22 protein-coding genes and 1 pseudogene are annotated in these 16,835 nt (G+C 63.0%); 5 read left to right on the top strand and 18 right to left on the bottom strand.

What is annotated here, in order from left to right:
* Window positions 1-74: 74 nt before the first annotated feature.
* The 3 genes and pseudogenes from phnP to AB5I78_RS09245 all read right to left on the bottom strand — a co-directional run.
* Window positions 75-824 (bottom strand): phosphonate metabolism protein PhnP, encoded by a 750-nt coding sequence (gene phnP, locus AB5I78_RS09255; protein WP_369300501.1) that lies wholly within the window; start codon window positions 822-824, stop codon window positions 75-77.
* Window positions 815-1,387: a phosphonate metabolism protein/1,5-bisphosphokinase (PRPP-forming) PhnN gene (gene phnN, locus AB5I78_RS09250; RefSeq protein ID WP_369300502.1), complete on the bottom strand. Its 573-nt coding sequence runs from the start codon at window positions 1,385-1,387 to the stop codon at window positions 815-817. Before phnN ends, phnP begins: the two co-directional genes overlap by 10 nt.
* A pseudogene (locus AB5I78_RS09245) lies at window positions 1,387-1,751 on the bottom strand (alpha-D-ribose 1-methylphosphonate 5-triphosphate diphosphatase); the annotation flags it as partial. The gene phnN and the pseudogene AB5I78_RS09245, both read right to left, overlap by 1 nt.
* 382 nt (window positions 1,752-2,133) lie before the next feature.
* On the opposite strand from AB5I78_RS09245, the gene AB5I78_RS09240 reads away from it, so the two are divergent.
* Entirely contained in the window at window positions 2,134-2,409 is a 276-nt protein-coding gene (locus AB5I78_RS09240; protein ID WP_369300503.1) for a DUF3077 domain-containing protein, read from the top strand.
* A gap of 315 nt (window positions 2,410-2,724) precedes the next feature.
* Here the strand turns inward: AB5I78_RS09240 and AB5I78_RS09235 are convergent, their stop codons facing one another.
* From AB5I78_RS09235 to ccmA, 10 genes are all read right to left on the bottom strand, one after another.
* A complete protein-coding gene (locus AB5I78_RS09235; protein ID WP_145165056.1) occupies window positions 2,725-3,120 on the bottom strand; it encodes a hypothetical protein in 396 nt (131 codons plus the stop codon).
* A gap of 16 nt (window positions 3,121-3,136) precedes the next feature.
* The gene (gene ccmI, locus AB5I78_RS09230; protein ID WP_369300504.1) at window positions 3,137-4,327 is read right to left on the bottom strand and encodes a c-type cytochrome biogenesis protein CcmI; all 1,191 of its coding nucleotides are present in this window, start codon (window positions 4,325-4,327) and stop codon (window positions 3,137-3,139) included.
* On the bottom strand, window positions 4,320-4,793 hold the full coding sequence (locus AB5I78_RS09225) for a cytochrome c-type biogenesis protein (RefSeq protein ID WP_065901641.1): 474 nt from the start codon (window positions 4,791-4,793) through the stop codon (window positions 4,320-4,322). Before AB5I78_RS09225 ends, ccmI begins: the two co-directional genes overlap by 8 nt.
* Window positions 4,790-5,326, bottom strand: a complete 537-nt coding sequence (locus tag AB5I78_RS09220; RefSeq protein ID WP_369300506.1) for a DsbE family thiol:disulfide interchange protein — start codon at window positions 5,324-5,326, stop codon at window positions 4,790-4,792. Before AB5I78_RS09220 ends, AB5I78_RS09225 begins: the two co-directional genes overlap by 4 nt.
* Window positions 5,323-7,311 (bottom strand): heme lyase CcmF/NrfE family subunit, encoded by a 1,989-nt coding sequence (locus tag AB5I78_RS09215; protein WP_145165063.1) that lies wholly within the window; start codon window positions 7,309-7,311, stop codon window positions 5,323-5,325. Before AB5I78_RS09215 ends, AB5I78_RS09220 begins: the two co-directional genes overlap by 4 nt.
* 4 nt (window positions 7,312-7,315) lie before the next feature.
* Window positions 7,316-7,771, bottom strand: a complete 456-nt coding sequence (gene ccmE / locus AB5I78_RS09210; RefSeq protein ID WP_106576791.1) for a cytochrome c maturation protein CcmE — start codon at window positions 7,769-7,771, stop codon at window positions 7,316-7,318.
* Window positions 7,768-7,944 (bottom strand): heme exporter protein CcmD, encoded by a 177-nt coding sequence (ccmD, locus tag AB5I78_RS09205; RefSeq protein WP_369300508.1) that lies wholly within the window; start codon window positions 7,942-7,944, stop codon window positions 7,768-7,770. Before ccmD ends, ccmE begins: the two co-directional genes overlap by 4 nt.
* On the bottom strand, window positions 7,941-8,696 hold the full coding sequence (locus tag AB5I78_RS09200; RefSeq protein WP_145165067.1) for a heme ABC transporter permease: 756 nt from the start codon (window positions 8,694-8,696) through the stop codon (window positions 7,941-7,943). The genes ccmD and AB5I78_RS09200 overlap by 4 nt, the downstream gene beginning before the upstream one ends.
* Before the next feature lie 81 nt (window positions 8,697-8,777).
* On the bottom strand, window positions 8,778-9,446 hold the full coding sequence (ccmB, locus tag AB5I78_RS09195; protein WP_003189951.1) for a heme exporter protein CcmB: 669 nt from the start codon (window positions 9,444-9,446) through the stop codon (window positions 8,778-8,780).
* Window positions 9,443-10,078: a cytochrome c biogenesis heme-transporting ATPase CcmA gene (ccmA, locus tag AB5I78_RS09190; RefSeq protein WP_369300509.1), complete on the bottom strand. Its 636-nt coding sequence runs from the start codon at window positions 10,076-10,078 to the stop codon at window positions 9,443-9,445. The genes ccmB and ccmA overlap by 4 nt, the downstream gene beginning before the upstream one ends.
* Before the next feature lie 200 nt (window positions 10,079-10,278).
* Between ccmA and AB5I78_RS09185 the strand changes: the two genes are divergently transcribed.
* On the top strand, window positions 10,279-11,856 hold the full coding sequence (locus tag AB5I78_RS09185) for a flagellar hook-length control protein FliK (RefSeq protein WP_369300510.1): 1,578 nt from the start codon (window positions 10,279-10,281) through the stop codon (window positions 11,854-11,856).
* Entirely contained in the window at window positions 11,853-12,182 is a 330-nt protein-coding gene (locus AB5I78_RS09180) for an EscU/YscU/HrcU family type III secretion system export apparatus switch protein (protein ID WP_145165073.1), read from the top strand. Before AB5I78_RS09185 ends, AB5I78_RS09180 begins: the two co-directional genes overlap by 4 nt.
* A 238-nt stretch (window positions 12,183-12,420) precedes the next feature.
* Here AB5I78_RS09180 and glp read toward each other — a convergent pair whose 3' ends face one another.
* Window positions 12,421-13,608, bottom strand: a complete 1,188-nt coding sequence (gene glp, locus AB5I78_RS09175) for a gephyrin-like molybdotransferase Glp (RefSeq protein ID WP_262207488.1) — start codon at window positions 13,606-13,608, stop codon at window positions 12,421-12,423.
* A 22-nt stretch (window positions 13,609-13,630) separates the two neighbouring features.
* Complete coding sequence (gene moaB, locus AB5I78_RS09170; RefSeq protein WP_242193761.1) at window positions 13,631-14,170, bottom strand: molybdenum cofactor biosynthesis protein B; 540 nt, start codon at window positions 14,168-14,170, stop codon at window positions 13,631-13,633.
* Between the two features lie 76 nt (window positions 14,171-14,246).
* Between moaB and mobA the strand changes: the two genes are divergently transcribed.
* Window positions 14,247-14,849, top strand: coding sequence for a molybdenum cofactor guanylyltransferase MobA (gene mobA / locus AB5I78_RS09165; RefSeq protein ID WP_262207475.1), 603 nt, complete (start codon window positions 14,247-14,249; stop codon window positions 14,847-14,849).
* A gap of 79 nt (window positions 14,850-14,928) precedes the next feature.
* A complete protein-coding gene (locus tag AB5I78_RS09160; RefSeq protein WP_065901933.1) occupies window positions 14,929-15,150 on the top strand; it encodes a YgdI/YgdR family lipoprotein in 222 nt (73 codons plus the stop codon).
* A gap of 56 nt (window positions 15,151-15,206) precedes the next feature.
* On the opposite strand, the gene AB5I78_RS09155 is transcribed toward AB5I78_RS09160, so the two are convergent.
* The 3 genes from AB5I78_RS09155 to AB5I78_RS09145 all read right to left on the bottom strand — a co-directional run bounded on the left by AB5I78_RS09155 (window position 15,207) and on the right by AB5I78_RS09145 (window position 16,816).
* The gene (locus AB5I78_RS09155) at window positions 15,207-16,097 is read right to left on the bottom strand and encodes a pseudouridine synthase (RefSeq protein ID WP_369300513.1); all 891 of its coding nucleotides are present in this window, start codon (window positions 16,095-16,097) and stop codon (window positions 15,207-15,209) included.
* 72 nt (window positions 16,098-16,169) lie between these two features.
* Window positions 16,170-16,505 (bottom strand): hypothetical protein, encoded by a 336-nt coding sequence (locus tag AB5I78_RS09150; protein WP_017529348.1) that lies wholly within the window; start codon window positions 16,503-16,505, stop codon window positions 16,170-16,172.
* Window positions 16,506-16,579: 74 nt separating this feature from the next.
* Window positions 16,580-16,816 (bottom strand): glutaredoxin family protein, encoded by a 237-nt coding sequence (locus tag AB5I78_RS09145; protein WP_145165084.1) that lies wholly within the window; start codon window positions 16,814-16,816, stop codon window positions 16,580-16,582.
* Window positions 16,817-16,835 lie beyond the last annotated feature (19 nt).

The raw sequence follows: 16,835 nt of genomic DNA, 5'->3' as shown, positions 1-16,835 counted from the left end.
GGGTCAGTGAAGAATCCCTCAACTGACACACCGCATTCGCGAGCAAGCCCGCTCCCACACGGGTCATGCCGTGCTCAAAGAACTCGGCCATCCCACGCCACTGTCACATGCCTGGGCAACTCGCGCCGATGTTCCAGCAACCACGCATCCAGCGTATGCCCCACGTGCGTCAGCACGCCCAATTGCGCACCTGACTCCTCAATGCTGCGCAACGCCAGCGTCACGTCGTTGTGATTGCGCGGTGCCTGCGGCTGCGGTGGCATGGAGCAATTGAGCACCAACACTTCCAGCGGCGCGCGTTGCAGCCAGGCCAGGGTGGCAGGTGGCAGGCCGACCGTGTCGGTGAGGTAGGCGATGCGCCGACCTTCGCCTTCCAGCAGATAACCGAAGGTGGGTTTGGAGTGCTGCAACGGCAGCGCCGTCACGCGCAACTCGCCAAATTCGCGGGTTTCGAATGCGCCAAACGGCTGGCTGAAATCCAGGATCCCCGGGTGCTTGTAAAGGTCGGACAACCCCTGCGGATCCGCCGGGCCATGCACCGGAATCACCAGCCCCTGGCCCCAGCGCAAATGCAGCAAACCTTGCGCATGGTCAGCGTGGTAGTGCGTCTGGAAAATCCCGTTGAAACTGCGCGGCGGGAAGCGTTCGGTCAGGTCCGGCAAACCGCTGTCGATCAACCAGCGCTGGTCGCCGCATTCGATCAACGCGCAGCACGGTCGGCGGCGTAACCCTTCATCGCTGCGCGCCAGGGCGCAGGCGGCGCATTCGCAGCCGTACACCGGAACTTGCCGCGCGTCACCGGTGCCAAGCAAGGTCAGGCGCATGCCGAGTGCCCGTGGTCCAGGCAGCACAGCAAGCGCTCAACGGTATGCACCAGCGGGCCGGAGTTATCCAGCACCAGCAGCCCCGCACCATTGCCGGCGATCAGGTCTGCGGTGAACCGCGCATTGCGTGCCAGGCGCTCCTCGATATCGGCCAGCGACTCACGCCCCCGCGCGATCAGGCGCTGGCGCAACACGGTTTGATCGACCGTCAGCAACAGCACCAGCAACGAGGGATACCGTTCGCGGGTTTGCGCCAGGTGCGCGCGGGACCCATTGACCAGCACGTCGTCCCCCGCCGCCAGCCAATCGTCGATCACACGCGGGATGCCGTACGACAACCCATTGGCGTGCCAGCTGAGGGCAAACGCGCCCTCGGCCTGCATCGCGGCGAACTGCTGCGGGCTCACACCTTGAGCCGCCTCGCCCACGGCTTCGGCCGAACGGGTGATCACCCGCCGCACAATGCGGCAGCCGCGCTCGGCCAAGCGCGGGCGGGCGGCATCCAGCAGGCTGTCCTTGCCCGAACCCGATGGCCCGATGAGATAGATCAACCTGCCTGCCATCAAAACACCCTCTTCGCTTGTCGCCACACTTGTTGCACCACGGGCAGCCCTTCACGGCGTTTGGCCTGGACCAGGTCGGCGCGCAGGCCCACCGCAATTTCACCGCGATCGGTCAGGCCCGCCGCGCGCGCGCCAGGCTGATCATCTTGACCGCGCGGGCCAGGCCGGCGGCGGCCACATTACCCGAGTGTGACCCGCCGCGCACCACGTTCGGCGCGCCCATCAACACTTTCATGTTCAGCGCCTGGCAGCCCTGGGCTGCTTCAAGCGTAGTGGGGAATTCGGCGATGGTCATGCCGTAGCGCGCGGACTCTTCAACATGCGCCAACGTTGCGTCGTCGTGGCTGGCCACCGACAACCCACGAACTCAGGCAGAACGCGCCGTTAGGTTTTGGGGCCGCTGCGCAGCCCAGCGCAGGGCAAGCCTGCTCGCCACAAGGGTTCGCCTCTATATAATCATTCGACCTTTAGGACCTGCCCTACACAGTTTTCGGGTTGCGTCCGAGTAACCTCGCCGCTAACCTTCGCGGGTCGCTGCAAAATCAGCGAACGGGTGTGGTAGCCCGGTTCTTTCATAGATCCCCAAAACGCTCCAGGGCGTTTTTTGTGCGGGCTGCTTTGTGGCGGCTGTGCACGGGAGGCTTCGGCCTGCCGGGTTTCTATGACCGGTCTACCACCCCGTGTACAGTCGCCTCCTTACATCGTGTGGTAGCGAGATGGAGGTGCTCATTCATAGGAGCTTCCCAATGAAAAAAGTCACGCCTAACCCCCCGCCATCCCATTCGGATGACACCCCACAACCCCCGCCCAACCTCATATTCACCGTCCGCCCAGGCCTCAGCACCGAAGTTGCCTTGAGCAATGCCAGTGAGATGCTCGAATCGGCGACCGTGTGTGCGTACGACTGTGCCGAGCACTTGAAGGGCACAGGCCGCAAGCAGGTGCTGGCGGTGGTGCAGATGATTGAGATTGCGCAGTTGTTGGTGGATCAAGCGCTGAATCGGGAGTGTCCCGTAGCTTGATAGCGCGGTGATTCCTGTGGGAGCTGGCTTGCCTGCGATGGCGCTATAACTGCAATTGAGTCGGCGCCTGACACACCGCCATCGCGGGCAAGCCCGGCTCCCACACTTGGGCTTTGGTGTTGGTGGGAATGCATTTGCGGGCTGTACAGAGGTCTCCTGTGGGAGCGGGCTTGCTCGCGAAGGCGGTGGTTCAGTGATTGATAGGCTGGCTGACACTCCGCTTTCGCGAGCAAGCCCGCTCCCACAGTTGGTCTTCAGTGGATGCAAGACTGCATTTAGCGCGCATGAAAAAGGCGACCCGAAGGTCGCCTTTTTTCATTGCGCGTATTGCTTGCTCAACCCCGGCGGCACGCCGTGCACGTCGGTTTCTTCCCACGGCCCGTTCGGGCTGATGGAGCGGCTCCAGCCGTTGCTCCAGCGGTAATAGGTGCGCTGGCGGTAGAAGGTGTCGGGCTGTTCTTCCAGCACGTACACCTGCATCTTGCCGTCCCAGTGGCTGGCGGCGCCCGGGGGCGGGGCGAAGGTTGGCGATTTGCTTGGCAGCGGTTTCGGCGGCGGGGTCACTGGGCCGGACGGTTGGGTGCTCGGCTGGGTCGAAGGGCCCGACGGTGGGATGGTCGGGCCGGTGGGTGCCGGAGGTGGCCGGTGGACCGCACAAGCGCTCAGGCCGAGTACCAGGCTGAGCAGGGTAATGCGTGCAAATGCGGGCATAGGCGTTTTCCTCGATTTACTTGTCCGGACTGTCGATGGTCAGCTGCTGCAGCGCAGTGGTAGTGCTGGCCAAGGGTTGGCTGCGGCCGATCCACTCGCCAGCGGTCGGAAGACCTGCCCGGGATATGCGCGCAACCAGTTGGACTTCGGGGAAGTTCGACAGTTTCAACTGCGGCATCATCGCGTCCGCATCGCCCAGTTCGACGGTGACTGGCAGTTCGGCGACGGTCACGCGCTTGGCCGCCAGGGGTGCAGGCGGGCCGGAGACGGCGCGGGCAAAAATGAACACGCTGTCGGTGGGCTGGGCTCTGGCCTTCACCTCGGCGGACAAATCCACACGGACTTTCAGAACAGCCTTGGGCGCTTGAGCGACAGTACCACCGCTCTCCCTGAGCTTTTCCGCCGCTCGGTCGATACCACCTTGCAGCGCGACCCGGGAATTGTCTTGCGGTGGCAGCTGCGCCAACAGGCGGTTCCAATAGTCGATGGCGTCCTGATAACGCTGGCCTTCAAAGGCGGCAATACCCAACAGGCCAAGGCTGGTGACTTCCTTGGGGTCCAGCTTCAAGGCTTCATCGGTCAGCGCCTGCACCTTGGGCGACCACTGTTTGTTGTCGGCAAAGTACTGCGCCTGCGCCCACTGGCCGAGCAGTTCCGGCTGGCGGCCGGCCAAAGCCACGGTGCGCTCGAAGACTTTCGCCGCATCGGCGGAACGGTCCTGGGCCATGTAGGCGCGACCGAGGAAGTACAAGCCTTCCGGCGAATCCGGCTGGGCAGCGGCGGCGCGTTCCAGGCGTTGGGTCATGTCTTGCATCGACACCGGCGGCTGGGAGAATTCGCGGGTCAGCTCGACCTTGTCACTGGCCCCGTAATGCAGGTACAGCGTAACGCCCAGGACCGGCACCAGAAACGCCGCCAAAAACGGCAACGGTTTGCCCAGGCGCGATTCGCGAGGCGTTTCCACGCCTTCGGTATCGGCCAGCAGTTCACGGGCCGCTTCGGCGCGGCCGGTGTCGAGTTGCGCGGCATTCAGCACGCCTTCGTCCTGCTGCACTTGCAGCTCGGCGACGCGTTCCTGGTAAAGCGCCACGTTGAGCGCGGTGCGGTCCTCTTCACGCTGGGCGCGGCGGCCGCGCAACACAGGGATCAACAGAAAACTCAGGGCAATCAGGAGCAGCAACCCTGCTGCGAGCCAAAAATCAATCATCAGTCTTGGTGTCCAGCAATTGGTCGAGGCGTTTGCGCTCTTCAGGGGATAACGCGTCGGAGCCATCGGTAGGCGCGGCGCGGCGGCGGCGGACGATCACGGCCATGACCACCACACCGGCCAGCAACAGCCCGGCGGGGCCGAACCAGAGCAGCGCGGTCTTGCCGGTGAGGGCCGGTTTGTAGCGCACGAAATCACCGTAGCGGTCGACCATGAAGTCGATGATCTGCTGGTTGTCCTTGCCCTCCCCCAGCATGCGGAAAATCTCTTTGCGCAGGTCGGCGGCAATCGGCGCGTTGGAATCGGCGATGTCCTGGTTCTGGCACTTGGGGCAGCGCAGTTCCTTGGTCAGTTCGCGAAAACGCTCACGGTCACCGTCCTTGGCGAATTCGTAGGTGTCGATGGCAGCGTGGGCTACGCCGGCCAATCCGAGAGCGAGAACAGCAGCGGCTAACAGACGCTTCATGGCTTGGCCTCATCGACCAGCGCCTGGTACTTCGCGGCCAGTTGCTCGCGCCACAGCACTTCGTCGATCACGCCGACGTATTTGTCGCGGATCACACCTTTGGCATCGATAAAGAAGGTTTCCGGGGCGCCGTACACGCCGAGGTTCAAACCGAGGTTGCCGTCTTCATCGCGGATATCCATCAGGTACGGGTTGTGGAACTCCGCCAGCCACTTCAAGGCCGCCGCATTGTCGTCCTTGTAGTTGATGCCGTAGATCACCACGCCCTTCTCGGCCAGTTTGTTCAACACCGGGTGTTCGACGCGGCAGGAGATGCACCAGGTGCCCCACACGTTGACCAGCGCCGGTTTGCCCAGCAGATCAGCCTGGGTCAGGGTTTTGTCACCCTGCACCGTCGGCAGGCTGAACGCCGGGAATGGCTTGCCGATCATCGCCGAAGGCAGCTCGGCCGGGTCCAGGTACAAGCCGCGATACAAAAACACCGCCACCACCAGAAAGGCCGCCAGCGGTAACACCATCAACCAACGCTTCATGCCGGCGCTCCTTGCAGGCCGAGGGCTTCACGCACGCGGCTTTTTACTTTGACCCGATAACGCCGGTCCAGCGCAGCCAGCAAACCACCAAAGCCGGTGAGCAACCCGCCGAACCAGATCCAGCGCACAAACGGTTTGACGTGCACGCGCACCGCCCAGGCGCCGTCGCCCAGGGGTTCACCGAGCGCCACATACAGGTCGCGGGTGAAACCGGCGTCGATGCCCGCTTCGGTCATCATCGAGCTTTGCACGGTGTACAGGCGTTTTTCCGGGTGCAGCACGGCCACTTCCTTGCCGTTGCGCACCACGCGGATGGTGCCTTTGTCCGACGTGAAGTTCGGGCCTTCAAAGTGCTTGGCGCCTTCGAAGATGAAGTGGTAACCGGCCAGGTCCATGGACTCACCCGGTGCCAGGCGCAGGTCGCGCTCGGCGCTGTTCTGGCTGGAGAGCACCACGCCGAGGGCGCACACCGCGATGCCGAGGTGCGCCACCTGCATGCCCCAATAGCTGCGGGTCAATGTCGGCAAGCCTTTGATCAGGCCTTTGTGGCGGGTTTTGTCGACAATGTCGCGCACGCCGGCCAGCAACACCCAGGCGGCAAGCAGGAAGGTCGCGAGCACCGCCCAGTTGAAGTCGCCGTAGGCAAAGCCTGCGATCACCGCCAAGGCCACACTGCCCAGCAGCACCGGCATCAGCATGCCAGCCAGCCATTTCACCGGGGTGTCTTTCCAGCGCACCAATACGCCGACTGCCATCACCACCATCAGCAGGCCCATCAGCGGGATAAACAACGCGTTGAAGTATGGCGGGCCCACCGACAGCTTGGCGCCGCTCAGCGCGTCCAGCACCAGCGGGTACAAGGTACCGAGCAGGATCATCGACGCGGCCACCACCAGCACCAGGTTATTGCCCAGCAACAGGGTTTCACGCGACCACAGGTTGAAGCCGACCTGGCTCTTGACCACCGGCGCGCGCAACGCAAACAGGGTGAGCGAGCCGCCGACGACAAACAGCAGGAAGATCAGGATGAACACCCCGCGCGCCGGGTCGGACGCAAACGCATGCACCGACGTCAGCACGCCCGAACGCACCAGGAACGTGCCAAGCAAACTGAGGGAAAACGCGGCGATGGCCAGCAACACGGTCCAGCTCTTGAACACGCCGCGTTTTTCGGTGACGGCCAGCGAGTGAATCAGCGCGGTGCCCACCAGCCACGGCATGAACGAGGCGTTTTCGACCGGGTCCCAGAACCACCAGCCGCCCCAGCCGAGTTCGTAATAGGCCCACCACGAGCCCAAGGTGATGCCGATCCCGAGAAAGGCCCAGGCGACGATGGTCCACGGCCGCGACCAGCGCGCCCAGGCGGCATCGAGACGCCCGCCGAGCAAGGCGGCGATGGCGAAAGCAAAGGCCACCGAGAAACCCACGTAACCCATGTAGAGCATCGGCGGGTGCACGATCAGGCCGATGTCTTGCAGCAAGGGGTTGAGGTCATGCCCGTCCACCGGGATCTGCGGCAGGATGCGGCTGAACGGGTTGGAGGTCATGATCAGGAACAGCAGGAAGCCGATGCTGATCATGCCCATCACCGCCAGCACCCGCGCCAGCATGACTTGCGGCAGTTGGCGCGAGAACACCGACACGGCGAAGGTCCAGCCGCCGAGGATCAAGGCCCACAACAGCAACGAGCCTTCGTGGGCGCCCCACACGGCGCTGAATTTGTAGTACCAGGGCAACGCGCTGTTGGAGTTGTTGGCGACATAGGCGACTGAAAAGTCGTCAGTCATGAAGGCGTAGGTCAGGCAACCAAACGCGAACAGCAGAAAGGCAAACTGGCCCCAGGCGGCCGGCTGGGCCAGGCTCATCCACAGGCGGTCGCCGCGCCAGGCGCCAAGCAAGGGCACCACGGCCTGGACGACGGCAAAGCACAGGGCGAGGATCATCGCCAACTGGCCCAGCTCGGGAATAAACAGTGCGGACGTCATCAACTTAGCCCTCCTTTGCCGGGGTTGGAGCGGGTTGGCCGCTGTCTTTCAGGGCCTTGGTGACTTCCGGCGGCATGTATTTCTCATCGTGCTTGGCCAGCACTTCATCGGCGACCACCACGCCGTCGGCATTGAGCTTGCCGAGGGCGACGATGCCCTGGCCTTCGCGGAACAGGTCCGGGAGGATGCCGCGATAGGTGATGGTCACGGCCTTGTTGAAGTCGGTGACCACGAAGGTGACGTCGAGGGAATCGCCGGAACGCTTGAGCGAGCCCTTCTCCACCATGCCGCCCGCGCGAATGCGCGTGTCTACCGGCGCTTCGCCGTTGGCGATCTGGGTCGGGGTGTAGAACAGGTTGATGTTCTCCCGCAGGGCGCTCATCGCCAGGCCCACGGCAACACTCACACCGACCAGGATGGCCAGGATGATCAACAGACGCTTTCTACGCAGCGGATTCACTTATCGGTCTCCCGGCGCAAACGACGCGCCTCTTGTTGCAGGTAACGCTTGCGGGCCAGGATCGGCGCGGTGACGTTGAGGGCCAGCACCGCCAGGCAGATGCCATAGGCCGTCCAGACGTACAGGCCGTGGTGGCCCATGGCGAGAAAATCACTGAAAGAGTTGAAACTCATCCCCGCGCTCCCAGGCTGTTTTGCACTTCGGCCTTGACCCAGCTGGTGCGGGCCTCACGCTTGAGCACTTCCAGACGCATGCGCATCAGCAGCACGGCGCCGAAGAAGCAATAAAACCCCAGCACCATCAGCAGCAGCGGCGCCCACATTTCCACGGGCATCGCCGGTTTTTCGGTAAGGGTGAACGTGGCGCCCTGGTGCAGGGTGTTCCACCACTGCACCGAGTATTTGATGATCGGGATGTTGATCACGCCGACAATCGCCAGCACCGCGCAGGCCTTCGCGGCGCTGTCGCGGTTGCTGATGGCATTGCCCAGGGCGATCAGGCCGAAGTACAGAAACAGCAGGATCAGCATCGAGGTCAGGCGCGCGTCCCACACCCACCATGAACCCCAGGTCGGCTTGCCCCAGATGGCGCCGGTGACCAGCGCCACGGCGGTCATCCACGCACCGATGGGCGCGGCGCATTGCAGGGCGACGTCGGCCAGTTTCATCTTCCACACCAGCCCGACCACGCCGCACACGGCCAGCATCACGTAGCAGGACTGCGCCAGCATCGCGGCGGGCACGTGGATATAGATGATGCGAAAGCTGTTGCCTTGCTGGTAGTCCGGCGGGGCGAAGGCCAGGCCCCAGACCAGGCCGATGCCGATCAGCAACACGGCGGCAATGCTCAACCACGGCAGCAGCTTGGCGCTGATGCCGTAAAACCATTTGGGCGAGCCGAGCTTGTGAAACCAGGTCCAGTTCATTGCTGTTTCCATCACGGTGGTTTCTCGTCTTGGCGAGAAACTCAGGGTCTTTACTGGTTAATAACGCTTAACCAGACCTCATTATTCGCCGACGCTGATCTTCAGGCCAGCCGCTATAGCAAAGGGTGTCAGGGTTACCGCCAGGGCGGTCAGGCTGCCAAGCCACAGGAGGTAACCGGTCGCCGGCATGCCCATGAGCGCGGCCTGCAAGGCGCCGCTGCCCAGGATCAACACCGGGATATACAAAGGCAGAATCAGCAGGGCCAGCAACAGGCCGCCCCGCTTCAAACCGACGGTCAACGCTGCGCCCACCGCCCCCAACAGGCTGAGCACCGGCGTACCGAGCAACAAGGACAGCAACAATACCGGCAGGCATTCGACGGGCAAGCCCAGCATCATCGCCAGCAACGGTGAGAGCAAGACTAGCGCCAAGCCGGAAAAAGCCCAGTGTGCCAGTACCTTGGCCAGAACCAGAAGTGGCAGCGGGTGCGACGAAAGGACCCACTGTTCGAGGGAACCGTCTTCGAAATCGCTGCGAAACAGCCCGTCCAGCGAGAGCAGCACCGATAAAAGCGCCGCTACCCACACTAACCCTGGGGACAAGGTTTGCAACAGTTTAGTCTCGGGACCGACCGCCAACGGGAACAAGGCGATGACGATGGCAAAGAACACCAGCGGATTGGCCAATTCAGCCGGGCGACGACACAACAGCCGTGCTTCACGGGCGACCAGCAGCGCGAACACACTCATAGCGACCACCGGCCCAAATCCAGATCACGGTAACCGGCGGGCATGCGCGTCAGCGTGTGGTGAGTGGTAAGCACCACTGAACCGCCCTGCTCGCAGTGCCGGGCCAGGTGTCCTTCGAGCTGGGCGACGCCTTGTTTGTCGAGGGCAGTGAACGGTTCGTCGAGAATCCACAGCGGCGGGCCCGGCAGGTACAAACGCGCCAGGGCGACGCGGCGCTGCTGGCCGGCGGACAGGGTATGGCAGGGAACATCTTCAAAGCCTTTGAGGCCGACGGCCGCCAGGGCTTGCCAAATGTCATCACGGGCGGCCGGGTGATGCAGGGCGCTGAGCCAGCTGAGGTTCTCTTCCGGCGTGAGCACGTCCTTGATGCCGGCGGCGTGGCCGATCCAGATCAGGTTGCGGGCCAGTTCGCTGCGTTGTTCGTTGAGCGGCTGGCCGTTGAGCCGCACCCCCCCTGCCGTCGGTTGCATCAGGCCGGCCAGCAGGCGCAGCAAACTGGTCTTGCCGCTGCCGTTGGGGCCGCTGATTTGCACCATGTCGCCGGCCGTCAGACGCAGTTCGAGGTGTTCGAACAGCATCCGCAGGTCGCGTTCACAGGCGAGCGCTACGGCTTCAAGAAGAGGGCTGGTCAAGAGATCGCGGGCCTTTACGGTTCAAGTCGGCGGTGCAGCGGCCGTTATAGAGAGATGCACAATAACGGCTTTGGCGACCGATTTTAGAGAGCTGGATCAAATAGTTGTGAGGTTTTTACCGCTCTCTTTGCAGACGGGCGGCATTATACATGTGATGCCCTACTCTAAAGAGGGCAATTTCCCCAGAGACGATGCGCACGATGACCGGTGAGATCAACCTTCCTACGCTGCCTCCTGCCCCGGCGCCCGGGCCTGCCCCGCTGCCGCCGACCGGCGAGTTGCTCAAACTGCTGGAGCCGCAGGCCGGACTGATCGACCCTGGGAAAACCGCCAACGCCGAGGTGATCGCGCTTAAACAAGGCGGCGATGCGTTTCAGCTGCTGCTCAAATTGACCCTTGAAGGCGGCCGTCAGACCCTGGTGCAAGCCAGCAGCGCCCAGCCTCTGCCGTTGGGCAGCAATGTAGCGGTGAGCCAGACGCCAGCCGGCAACCTGACGCTCTCGTTGCAGCAGGCCTTGAGCGCCAACGTGGCCGCCCTCACCCGTATCGACACCACGCAAATGCCGGTGGGCACGCTGTTGCAAGCCAAGGTGCTGACCACCCAGATGTTGCCGCAAGGCACCACGCAACCGGCGATCTACCGCTCGCTGGTGACGGTGCTCAACAACGCCCTCGCCGGCACCACGCTGACGCTGGAAAGCCCGCAGCCACTGCGGGTGGGCAGCTTGCTCAGCGCCGTGGTGCAAAATGCGCAGACCTTGAACTTCGTGCCGTTGAGCGGGCTCAAGGATCAATTGGCCGTGGCCCAACAGCTTTCTACTCAGCAAAGTCGCCAAGGCTCGCTGGACGTGGTTTTCACCGCCCTGCAAAACCTGCCCACCGACGACAGCACGTCCACCGACCTGCGCGCCGCGGCCGCGCGGTTGCTGGCGGCGTTGCCCGACCTGGCACAAGTGAGCAATCCCAAGGTGTTGGCGCAGCTGGTACAGAACAGCGGCGCGTTTCTTGAAGCCAAGTTGCTCGCCGGGCAAAACCCGCAAATCCCGCCGCTGGACATGAAAGGCGCGTTGCTGCGCCTGGTCGCCGACTTGCTGCCGGCGCTGCCCAGTGCCACCAATCTCAACGCCATCCTCGCCGCCAATACCCTGGCCCAGGTATTGCCCAATTTTGTGCGTAACCCGCTGAATACGCTCGGCCAGATCGGCGCGCGCCAGACGCCCGCCGGCTTTCCGCTGCCGGATCGGCTGATGCAGCGCCTGGAAGGCGAAAGCGACCTGGAAAACCTGCTGCGCCTGGCCGCCGGTGCGATTTCGCGCCTGCAGAGCCATCAGCTGTCGAGCCTGGAGCAAACCGGCACCACCGCCGATGGCCGCTTGCAAACCACCTGGCAACTGGAAATTCCCATGCGCACCTTGCAGGACATTGTGCCGTTGCAGGTCAAGTTCCAGCGCGAGGAACCGACGCCGGACAAGGATCAGCCCGAACGCAAAGACAAGAAAGACCCCAAGCAGATGCTCTGGCGCGTCGAGTTGGCGTTCGACATGGAGCCGCTGGGGCCATTGCAGGTTCAGGCGCAACTGACCCAGGGCAAACTGTCCAGCCAGCTGTGGGCAACCCGGCCCTTTACCGCCAGTTTGATCGAAAGCCATTTGGGCCATTTGCGCGAGCGCCTGGTAACCTCGGGCCTCAACGTCGGCGACCTGGATTGCCACCTCGGCACGCCACCGCGCGGCCCGAGAACCGGCCTGGAACAACGCTGGGTGGATGAAACCGCATGAAAAATCCAGCCCCACCACGCCAGGCGATTGCCCTCAAGTACGACGGCCAGCAAGCGCCGACCCTGACGGCCAAGGGCGACGATGCCCTGGCCGAAGCCATTTTGAAGCTGGCGCGGGACAATGAAGTGCCGATCTATGAGAACGCCGAGCTGGTCAAGCTGCTGGCGCGCATGGAGCTGGGCGACAGCATTCCGGAAGAGTTGTACCGCACGGTGGCGGAGATCATTGCCTTTGCGTGGACGCTGAAGGGCAAGTTTCCGGCGGGGTACGACCCGAACGCCGAGCCAGTGGAAAGGGATGTGACTGAGCGCGGGGATGATTACTAGACGCAGACCTCATGCCCCTTGCGGTAAGCGGGCATGTCGTGGCGAGCGGGCTAGTTGTGGCGAGCGGGCTTGCCCCGCGTTGGGCTGCGCAGCAGCCCCAAAACCTCACCGATTGCATCTTTCTGAAAAAACGTGGTGGCTTTATCAGGGCCGCTTCGCGCCCCAACGCGGGGCAAGCCCGCTCGCCACAACGAACCCGCTCGCCACAGGGAGCCCTCACACATTTAGATCGCTATTGTCAGTTCAGCACTTCGCTCAGCGGAATGAAATTGACGTTGTCGCCGATAGCCAGCGTGGTGCCTTCCAGCACTTCCACAAACCCTTCTGCCCACGCGGCGCTGCGCAGCACGCCGGAGCTTTGGTTACGGTAGATGATCGCCCTGCCCTGCTCGATCCGGCCGCGCAGGTATTCGCGGCGGTTGCCCGGCTTGGGCCAGGTGAAACCCACCGGCACTTCGAAACGCAACGGCTCCACCTCTTGCACGCCTTGGCGGCGCAGCAGATAGGGCCGCGCCAGCAACGCAAACGTCACCAGGGTCGACGCCGGGTTGCCGGGCAGGCCGATCACCGGCACACCGCGAAAATGCCCGAAGGTCAGCGGTTTGCCCGGTTTGATCGCCAGCTTCCACAGGGCCAACTCGCCCTCTTCGCGCAGGGCGATGCCGAGAAAATCAGCCTCGCCCACCGACACTCCGCCGGTCGACAGAATCAGGTCGACACTGCCCAGGTCCGCCAGGCGTTTGCGGGTTTTTTCCAGGTCATCCGGCAGAATCCCGGCGTCGATCACCTCGCAGCCCATGCGCGCCAGCCAACTGCACAGCACGCGTCGGTTGCTGTTGTAGATCTGCCCCGGGCCGAGCGGCAAACCGGGCTCGATCAACTCGTCGCCGGTGGACAACACGGCCACGCGCACGCGGCGCACCACGCTCAAGCGGTCGTGCCCCAGGGAGGCGGCCAGGCCCAGCTCGATCGGGCCCAGGCGAGTGCCGGCGCTCAACACCAACTCGCCGACGGTGGTTTCCTGGCCTTGCGGGCGGATGTTCTGGCCCACCTGCAAAGGTTCGCTGAAACTCACGCGCTCATCGGCGTGGACCACGGCATTTTCCTGCATCTCTACACAATCGGCGCCTTCGGGCACTGGCGCACCGGTAAAGATGCGCGCACAGGTGCCAGCGGCCAACGGCTGCGGCGCCTGGCCGGCGAAGATGCGTTGGCTGACGGGCAAGGGCTCGCCGGTCCAGTCCGCCTGGCGCAGGGCGTAACCGTCCATGGCACTGTTGGGCCAGGGCGGCAAGTCGAGGGTAGAGATCAGGTCGTGCGCGAGCACGCGGCCATCGCAGTCGGCCAGCGGCACCACATGCGGCTCACGGATAGGCGCGGCTTCGGCCATGTCCAGCAGTTGGCGCAGCGCGTCTTCCACTGGCATCAGGGCGCCAGTTTTGCCGGGCTTATCCACGGGATTCGCAGGGTTCGGCCTGCTTCAAGTGAGGAACGAAGTTGCACGGGCGATGACGGTTGTCCAGTTGCTCGGCGAGGATGCCGTCCCAGCCGGTACGCACCGCGTTGGTCGAACCCGGCAGGCAGCACACCAGCGTGCCATTGGCCAGCCCGGCCAGCGCGCGCGATTGCACGGTGGAGGTGCCGATATCGGCCACGGAGATCTGGCGGAACAGTTCGCCAAAGCCGTCGACCTGTTTATCCAACAGGCAGCTCACCGCTTCGGGCGTGCTGTCGCGGCCGGTGAAGCCGGTGCCACCGGTGATCAGCACCACTTGCACCACGTCTTCGGCGATCCAGTGGGCGACTTTCGCGCGGATTTTGTAGAGGTCGTCCTTGAGCAGTGCGCGCTCGGCCAGGTTGTGGCCGGCGGCGGTCAGGCGGTCGACGAAGACCTGGCCTGAAGTGTCGGTGTCCAGGGTGCGGGTGTCGCTGACAGTCAGTACAGCAATATTCAGGGGTACGAAGGGCGCATCAGCCTTGGCTTTCATGGCTCGGTCCGGTTGTCGAAGGAACAGCCCGATGTTATATCACAGGGCCCTATTTACCTGCCGCAGCGGAACCGCCATGTCTCTCGATTCTTCGCCCCTGCCCTGTTCGATTCTGCTGCTGGCCGGTGGCCGCGGCCAGCGCATGGGTGGTCAGGACAAGGGCCTGCTGCCCTGGCATGGCCAGCCGTTGATTGCCCACCTGCAGCGCCTGACCCGGGCGCTGACGGATGACCTGATTATCTCGTGCAATCGCAACCATGACCTGTATGCGCCCTACGCCGACCAGTTGGTGAGCGACGACAGCCCGGACTTTCCCGGCCCGTTGGCAGGCATTCGCGCCGGGCTGGCCGCCGCGCGCCATGCACAGCTGCTGATCCTGCCCTGCGACGTGCCAAACATCGACGCGGCGCTGCTCGCCGATCTGCGTGAAACTGCACGCCGCACACCGCTGGTGCCGGTGATGGTACGTCAGGGCGAATTCTGGGAACCCTTGATCTGCATCATCCCGACCCACCTGCAAACCGAAGTAGAACGGGCCTGGAACGCCGGCGAACGCAGCCCGCGCAAGATTCTGCTGCAACTGGGCGGCGTGGGCCTGGAGTGCCCGGCGAATGACCCGCGCCTGGCCAACCTGAATACACCTGAACTGTTGCACGCAGCCTTCGGCGTGTCAGAATGAACCTCGCACAAGGAACTTTGTCGACGCGCAGCGCGTCACAAGGTCAGCAATTTAAAAGCATTCTCTCGGAGACACACTCATGACTCAACGGACCATCGCCGCTCTCATGCTTGCACTGGGCCTCGCTACTCTCGCCGGTTGCGCCTCGCCTACAGTGATCACCCTGAATGACGGTCGCGAAATCCAGGCCGTCGACACCCCTAAATTCGATAAGGCTTCGGGCTTCTACGAGTTCGAACAACTTGACGGCAAGCAGACCCGCATCAACAAGGATCAGGTTCGCACCGTTAAAGACCTGTAAGTCTTAACGCTGGACCCACAAGGCCCGCCTCGCGCGGGCCTTGTCGTTTCCGGGGTTTACCAGTCGAGGGTGATCCGGCTGCGGAAATCGCGTTGCTCACCGGTGACCGGGTCGATAAACCGCACGCCCTGGGCCAGCAGCTTGAGCGGGTTGGCGTAGTCGTCCTCGGCGTCCTTGATGACGTCGGGGTAGAACGGGTCATTGCAGATACTCGCCCCCAGCGCGGTCATGTGGACGCGCAACTGGTGCTTCTTGCCGGTTACGGGGAACAGGCCGTAGCGCCACAGGTCGGCGTTTTTCTCACGGACTTCCACCGCCGTCTCGGTATTGCTGACGCCGGGACCTTCCTGCATGCGAAAGAACGGTTCGCCCTCCACCAGACGGCTTTTGTGAACCATGGGGAAGGTCAAATCAGGCAACGCTGGAGCGATGGCTTCGTAGAATTTGTCGATGCGCCGTGTTGGAAACAGCTGTTGATAAGCTGAACGGCTGTGCGGGTTGGCCGAGAACAGCACCAGCCCTGCGGTGTGCCGGTCGATGCGGTGCAAGGGCACCAGAGCAGGGTTATCCAGGCGCCGGATCAAGCGGCGCAACAGCGTCTGTTCAACGTACTCGCCCGCTGGGGTCACCGGGAGAAAATGCGGTTTGTCGGCGACCACCAGGTGCTCGTCGGCATACAGGATGGTTTCCTCAACCGGAATGACCTTCTCATTCGGCACTTCACGGAAGTAGTAAATACACAGGCCTTGCTTGTAGGCCAAATCCATTCTGATCGGCGTGCCGTTGATGTCGAGTACACGGCCACGGGCGATGCGGTCCAGCCAGTGCTCGCGGCCGATTGCAGGGAAATGCTCGCACAGACACTCCAGCACCGTCGCCCAATTGCCAGGTGGCAAATACAACGTGCTGGCTTGGTGTTGCGACGCGGAAAAACCGGAAGATGACATGACAATGCTCGAAGCCTGGAAAATCAGGCGGGCATTATCCCGCATGGAGCGCGATGGAGCCTAGGGCGGATCTCAGGCCTTGGCCAATTGCGCACGCAGGATCGGCGAAGCGCTGGCCGCCTCGGTGAACTCCTTGAGCCAACGCAGTACGTCCACCGCTTCCCAGCGACCGGGATCGTAAAGCGCGTACAACAACCCTTGGTAACCCACCACATCCAACTGCTTGTGATAACCGGCGCGCTGGAACAACGCTTCGATCTCGGCAAAGCAGGTATTGAAGTGCACTTTGTTAAAAGGCGTCTTGCCTTCCGTGACCAGGCCATCGAGGCGCAGCTCGTTCACCGCGTCGCGCACGACGTCGGCGGACATGCGATTGACGCTGCTTTTCAGTTGTTCAACATTCACCACGGGCGTTCCCTCTATTCAATCGCTGTACAAACATACAGTAACGTAATATTTGGAAACTCGCCATCGGAGAAAGCCTAGGACAGGAAGGCAACAACCTGTCCGGTGTCGAATGGCCAGTCCAGCTCTGCCCCGGTATCCACCCGGCGAAGCACCGGAATCCGCAGGCTGTAGGCGTCGGTCAGGTCATCGGGGTCGGTGATGTCCACCAGTTCCACCAGCAACCCGTGTTCGACGAGCGGCATGATTTCGACTTCGGCAATCTCACAAAGATGGCAACCCAGGGTGCCGAATAACTGGCATTCAGGAAGCATGGCGAATGGGCCTGATCAG

Origin of the sequence: Pseudomonas sp. N2-3-1-14 (genome assembly GCF_041228395.1) — a bacterium.
In the GTDB taxonomy this organism is placed as follows: domain Bacteria; phylum Pseudomonadota; class Gammaproteobacteria; order Pseudomonadales; family Pseudomonadaceae; genus Aquipseudomonas.
This window is presented reverse-complemented; position numbering and strand designations above follow the sequence as displayed.

Bases quoted from the DNA above. Each gene is read 5' to 3' on its own strand.
- phnP (WP_369300501.1), bottom strand. From the start codon at position 824: ATGCGCCTGACCTTGCTTGGCACCGGTGACGCGCGGCAAGTTCCGGTG.
- phnN (WP_369300502.1), bottom strand. From the start codon at position 1,387: ATGGCAGGCAGGTTGATCTATCTCATCGGGCCATCGGGTTCGGGCAAG.
- AB5I78_RS09240 (WP_369300503.1), top strand. From the start codon at position 2,134: ATGAAAAAAGTCACGCCTAACCCCCCGCCATCCCATTCGGATGACACC.
- AB5I78_RS09235 (WP_145165056.1), bottom strand. From the start codon at position 3,120: ATGCCCGCATTTGCACGCATTACCCTGCTCAGCCTGGTACTCGGCCTG.
- ccmI (WP_369300504.1), bottom strand. From the start codon at position 4,327: ATGATTGATTTTTGGCTCGCAGCAGGGTTGCTGCTCCTGATTGCCCTG.
- AB5I78_RS09225 (WP_065901641.1), bottom strand. From the start codon at position 4,793: ATGAAGCGTCTGTTAGCCGCTGCTGTTCTCGCTCTCGGATTGGCCGGC.
- AB5I78_RS09220 (WP_369300506.1), bottom strand. From the start codon at position 5,326: ATGAAGCGTTGGTTGATGGTGTTACCGCTGGCGGCCTTTCTGGTGGTG.
- AB5I78_RS09215 (WP_145165063.1), bottom strand. From the start codon at position 7,311: ATGACGTCCGCACTGTTTATTCCCGAGCTGGGCCAGTTGGCGATGATC.
- ccmD (WP_369300508.1), bottom strand. From the start codon at position 7,944: ATGAGTTTCAACTCTTTCAGTGATTTTCTCGCCATGGGCCACCACGGC.
- AB5I78_RS09200 (WP_145165067.1), bottom strand. From the start codon at position 8,696: ATGAACTGGACCTGGTTTCACAAGCTCGGCTCGCCCAAATGGTTTTAC.
- ccmB (WP_003189951.1), bottom strand. From the start codon at position 9,446: ATGAGTGTGTTCGCGCTGCTGGTCGCCCGTGAAGCACGGCTGTTGTGT.
- AB5I78_RS09185 (WP_369300510.1), top strand. From the start codon at position 10,279: ATGACCGGTGAGATCAACCTTCCTACGCTGCCTCCTGCCCCGGCGCCC.
- AB5I78_RS09180 (WP_145165073.1), top strand. From the start codon at position 11,853: ATGAAAAATCCAGCCCCACCACGCCAGGCGATTGCCCTCAAGTACGAC.
- glp (WP_262207488.1), bottom strand. From the start codon at position 13,608: ATGCCAGTGGAAGACGCGCTGCGCCAACTGCTGGACATGGCCGAAGCC.
- moaB (WP_242193761.1), bottom strand. From the start codon at position 14,170: ATGAAAGCCAAGGCTGATGCGCCCTTCGTACCCCTGAATATTGCTGTA.
- mobA (WP_262207475.1), top strand. From the start codon at position 14,247: ATGTCTCTCGATTCTTCGCCCCTGCCCTGTTCGATTCTGCTGCTGGCC.
- AB5I78_RS09160 (WP_065901933.1), top strand. From the start codon at position 14,929: ATGACTCAACGGACCATCGCCGCTCTCATGCTTGCACTGGGCCTCGCT.
- AB5I78_RS09155 (WP_369300513.1), bottom strand. From the start codon at position 16,097: ATGTCATCTTCCGGTTTTTCCGCGTCGCAACACCAAGCCAGCACGTTG.
- AB5I78_RS09145 (WP_145165084.1), bottom strand. From the start codon at position 16,816: ATGCTTCCTGAATGCCAGTTATTCGGCACCCTGGGTTGCCATCTTTGT.